We start from the raw sequence: 3,447 nt of genomic DNA, 5'->3' as shown, positions 1-3,447 counted from the left end.
ACCCACAACGAGCACCTCGAGTGCGGCGCCCCCGCGGTGCGGATCGGCGCCGGGCACGACGTCGCCGACTGCCTCACCTTCGCCGCGCGCTGAGGCGCCGGCCCCCGGGCCCGACGGCCGCACCCCGACTCGCCGGGGTGCGGCCGTCGTCGTGCAGGGGCCCCGGGCGCGCGGGTCGGGGATCCGCCGTGCTCGTCGGCGGCGTCGGTGCCGGTGCTGTCGACGTCGGTGCGCGTCGTTGCGGCCGCTGGGCAGCCGGAACGCCGCACGGCCGCCCCGGGTCAGCCGGCCGTGAGCTCCAGCAGCGTGCGCACCAGCCCCGCGGCGTCGGGGACCAGCTCGCGCTCGCCCGGGACGAGCGCCGGGTCGACCGCACGCATCGCCGACGCGTCGTCGAGCGCCGCCAGCGGCGACACGTCGGACGCGTGCAGGAACGCCGCGAGCAGCGCGCGCGCCGCCTGCGAGTAGTCGCCACCCGCGTCGACCGCGACCTCCGCGAGCATCACCGCCGTCACCGCGACGTCGAGCTCGGGCGTCCCGGAGCGCGCGGTCGCCCAGTCGACGAGCGCGGGGCCGGGCTCGGCGAGGATCACGTTGCCGGGGTGCAGCCCCAGGTGCACGACCACGGGCCCGCCGGTCAGCACCGGCCAGTCGCGGTCCGACGGCGCGACCCACGCGGGCGGCGCGGGGATCGCGTGCAGCCGCGCGTGCAGGTCGGCCAGCACGCGCGCCGCGTCGGAGATCGACACCTCGCCCGCACCGAGCGCCTGCAGCAGCGTCGGCCCGTGCACACGCTCCATGACGATGTCCGAGCCGGACGCGCCGAGCACCGCCGGCGCCGGGAAGCCGTGCGCGGTCACGTGCTGCAGCAGCGCGACCTCGGGGGTCGCGTCGCGGCCCTCGCGGTACCGGCGCAGCACGCGGGCGTCGTCGAGCGCGTAGACGTCCGCCGACGTCCCGGACGTCAGCAGCGGTCCGGGGTCGTCCGCGGGCACCTCCGACTCGGGCGGGAGCACGTCGGCGGGAGGCATACCGTCGACCGTAGCGCCGCGCCCGGGCACTGTCGCGGCGACGGGTGAGGTCCGTCCGCGCCCGGGCGCGCGGGCGTGCGACGCGGCTTCGGATGCGGTCCGCGCGGTCGGTCGGTCCGGTCAGTCGGTCGTCGTCGCGGGGTCGTCGGGCGTCCCGCGGTCGCGTGGGTCGTCGGGCGCCGCGCGGTCGCGCGCGTCGTCGTCAGGGGCCGCGGGTGCGGGCGGGGTGTCGCGCACGGGCGGCCCGTCGGGCCACAGCGCCGCGAGCAGGCCGGGCGGCAGCGCCGACCCGGGCCCCGCGAGGCCGAACCCGCCCGGGTGGCGCGGCGGACCGGCGGACGCGGAGGGCTGCGGTCCGGTGGTCGGGCCACCCGGCTCGTCGTGCAACGCGTGGTCGCGCGGCACGGACGGCGGCGCGGGCCGGGGGATGCCCACCCACGGCTCGGGGCGCGCGAGCTGCGCGAGCCGTTGCGCGGCGGCCGCGTGCGTCGCGGGCAGCGGCTCGACCCACACCCGCACGGGCTGGCGCGTCGACACCCGGACGTCGACGTCCTCGCAGCGCCGCGCGACCTCCGCCCGCAGCACCGCGATGCGCGCGTCGGTGTCGTCGCCCGCGCGCGTCAGCACCGCGAACACGCCGCCGCCGAGCGTCGCCGCGGGGTGCCCGGCGCCGAACGCGTCGCGCAGCGCGGCGCCGACCGCCGCCGACCGCGCCGCCCGCAGCAGGCCCGTGACGTGGCCCGCGGCGACGTCGACCAGCACGAGGCCGTGCGCGGCGGCCGGGTCGAGGCCGTGCCGCACGGCGTCCAGGTACGCCTCCTCGAGCCGGACGGCGAGGTACTGCCGCGTCGGCAGGCCCGTCTCGGGGTCGGTGCACGCACCCGTCACGAGCAGCGCGGCCTGCGCGTCCGACCAGCCCTCGGTCAGCGCGCGCACGGCGTCGACCGGGGGCGCGGGGACGCCCGTCGAGCGGTACAGGCACACGAGGTCGTCGAGCGCCTCGCCCACGCCCACGCCGTGCTCGCCGCGCGCCCGCCCCAGGTCCCGCGCAGCGGCCGTCGGGTCTCCGTGGTCGAGCACCGCCGCGGCGAGCGCGTCGACCGCGGGGTGATACCAGTCGGACGGTCGACGCCAGACCGACGTGACGCTCTCGTGGCGCCACCGCTCGCGCAGCCCTGCGGGGAGGGCGCGCCCGTCGTTGCCGAAGTCGGTCGTCACACCGGGTGAGAGTGCGTTGCACACGGGTCATGACGGCGGTCCGGGTGGTTTTCACCCACTCGTTCGTGGCGGTGCCCGGAAGGTCGCGTGCGTCCCGACCTGGGCGGAGACGTCCCGACTGCGGTTCCTGGGGCTCGACGCACCGTTCATCCCTTCGGTCTGATATGGCACCCTGTCGAGGCGGGATCGTGCGGACGAGGACCTGACGGGAAGACGCGTGGCTGCAGGCACGGAGGTCGACGGGGTCATCGAGGATGACGCCGCGCTGCTGCGCGCCACCCGGGCGGGGGACGCGCAGGCGTTCGGGCACCTGTACGAGCGGCACGCGGGCGCCGCGCTCGTGGTCGCGCGGCAGTACACGGACGGCCCGGCGGACGCCGAGGACGTGGTGGCCGACGCGTTCGCGAACGTGCACCGCGCGATCCTGCGCGGCGGCGGGCCCGAGGTCGCGTTCCGTGCCTACCTCTTCACGGTCGTGCGTCGCGTCGCCGCGGTGCACCGCACGGCGGGCCGGCGCACGCAGCCGACCGACGACGTCGCGACGCTCGAGACCGCGTCGACCCCCGTGGAGGCCGCCGAGGAGCCGACGCTCGCCGGGTTCGAGCGCGGCGTCGTGGCGCGCGCGTTCCGCTCGCTGCCCGAGCGCTGGCAGGCCGTGCTGTGGCACAGCGAGGTCGAGGGCCTGACGCCCGCGCAGATCGCGCCGCTGCTCGGCCTGAGCGCCAACAGCGCGGCCGCGCTGGCCTACCGGGCACGCGAGGGCCTGCGCCAGGCGTACCTGCAGATGCACCTGCAGGACCCGCTCGACGACGGCTGCCGCGGCGCGTCCGGCAAGCTCGGCGCGTACGTGCGCGGCGGCCTCGGTGCGCGCGACACGCGCACGGTCGAGCAGCACCTCGACGCGTGCGGCGAGTGCCGTGCGCTCGTCCTCGAGCTCGGGGACGTGAACCACGGCATGCGCGCCGTCGTGGCGCCGCTCGTGCTGGGGCTCCTGGGGCTCGGCGCGCTCGCGCACCCGTTCCCGGTCGGCGGCGGCCTGGCCGCGGGTGCGGCGGCGCTGGGGCAGGGCGCGGGCGCCGGGGCGACGGGCGGGACGGCGGCCGGCGGGTCCTCCGCCGGGACGTCCTCGGCGGGCGGTGCCGGCGGTGCGGGCGGCACGGGTGCGGCGGCCGGGGGCTCGGCGGTCGGCGGGACGGGC

At 78.7% G+C, this 3,447-nt stretch carries 3 protein-coding genes; 1 reads left to right on the top strand and 2 read right to left on the bottom strand.

Annotated features, from left to right (window positions below):
• Positions 1–281: 281 nt before the first annotated feature.
• Together CS2_RS17930 and CS2_RS17925 are read right to left on the bottom strand one after the other, a co-directional pair.
• A complete protein-coding gene (locus tag CS2_RS17930) occupies positions 282–1,031 on the bottom strand; it encodes a phosphotransferase (protein ID WP_070320987.1) in 750 nt (249 codons plus the stop codon).
• Positions 1,032–1,151: 120 nt separating this feature from the next.
• Positions 1,152–2,249 (bottom strand): GGDEF domain-containing protein, encoded by a 1,098-nt coding sequence (locus tag CS2_RS17925; protein WP_174524321.1) that lies wholly within the window; start codon positions 2,247–2,249, stop codon positions 1,152–1,154.
• 217 nt (positions 2,250–2,466) lie between these two features.
• Here CS2_RS17925 and CS2_RS17920 point away from each other — a divergent pair.
• Positions 2,467–3,447 (top strand): sigma-70 family RNA polymerase sigma factor (locus CS2_RS17920; protein WP_156442210.1); only part of this gene is annotated, 981 nt, incomplete at its 3' end.

This window comes from Cellulomonas iranensis NBRC 101100 = JCM 18110 (assembly GCF_001552375.1).
Taxonomy (GTDB): Bacteria; Actinomycetota; Actinomycetes; order Actinomycetales; family Cellulomonadaceae; genus Cellulomonas; species Cellulomonas iranensis.
The sequence above is the reverse complement of the archived record's forward strand: the minus strand, read 5'-3'. Positions and strand labels throughout refer to the sequence as shown.